The sequence below is a fragment of the Bartonella sp. CM120XJJH genome, assembly GCF_042194715.1.
Lineage (GTDB): Bacteria > Pseudomonadota > Alphaproteobacteria > Rhizobiales > Rhizobiaceae > Bartonella.
Genome location: NZ_JBHINE010000097.1, coordinates 1 through 826, shown reverse-complemented (window position 1 = coordinate 826; position 826 = coordinate 1). Strand labels below are relative to the sequence as shown.

Genomic DNA, 826 nt, shown 5'->3' with positions numbered 1-826 from the left:
TTCCTTTTGCGAGAGAATTGGCAATGCTTGATAGTTTGAGTAACAGCATGATGGATATAATAGACAAGACGATAGCTCCCCCAAACATGAAGCTTACATTCTGGTCGTAGTCGAGTTTCATATCGCTCAAATAGTTTGCAAAGATATTCATCATCAGATTAAATACAGTCGCCAAGAGTAGGAAGAGGATTATATAATTGATGACTTGGATTATCCATTGCTCGAAAAGGCGATGAGTTGGTTGCCAGAGCAAAGCAATGATGAAGAGTGGTCCCCATCCTACGAGAAGTGTAATAGCGATTTTTGTCAGGAGTACGAGACCACCGCCGATTGCGACTACGAGGCTTGTTGCCAGCAAGATGATGATGCCTAAGAGACTGTAAAGCAGTCCATTGGCTTCGAAGAAGACGGTTTCTTGGAAAAGACGGCCTGCATATTGAAATCCTTTGGTTGCTGCTTTGTCCAGTAAACTCATTAATTGTGCATCATCGAGTGGATTTGTTATGAGCGTTTTTGATAACTCATAGGGCATTTGTGTTATCAAATTGGCAATTTCACTCTGATAAAGCCCTGTGGTAAGAGCTATTGAAGTAATAATACTTATCCGTAGGAAACGATTTACAAATCCGGAGAGAGGCATATCTATAGCGCCACGAATGATGAGCCAACCATAGATGATGAAAGCGATTGTGATACCGATTGATACAAAGGGTGTAATTGTAGCTATTGTTTTTGAGGAAATATCCGTGACATATGTTTTTGTTATCTGATCAATTTTATTGAAAAGTTGCGTGAACACTGTAAAGTCCATGGAATTCCTCTTTAA

Annotated in this window: 1 protein-coding gene; it reads right to left on the bottom strand. The window is 40.0% G+C overall.

Annotation, left to right across the window (positions count from 1 at the left end; all coding sequences use genetic code 11):
- Positions 1–811, bottom strand: an 811-nt coding sequence (locus tag ACFIKU_RS09975; RefSeq protein ID WP_375657416.1) for a type IV secretion system protein, incomplete at its 3' end; no start/stop codon positions are given.
- Positions 812–826: the final 15 nt, after the last annotated feature.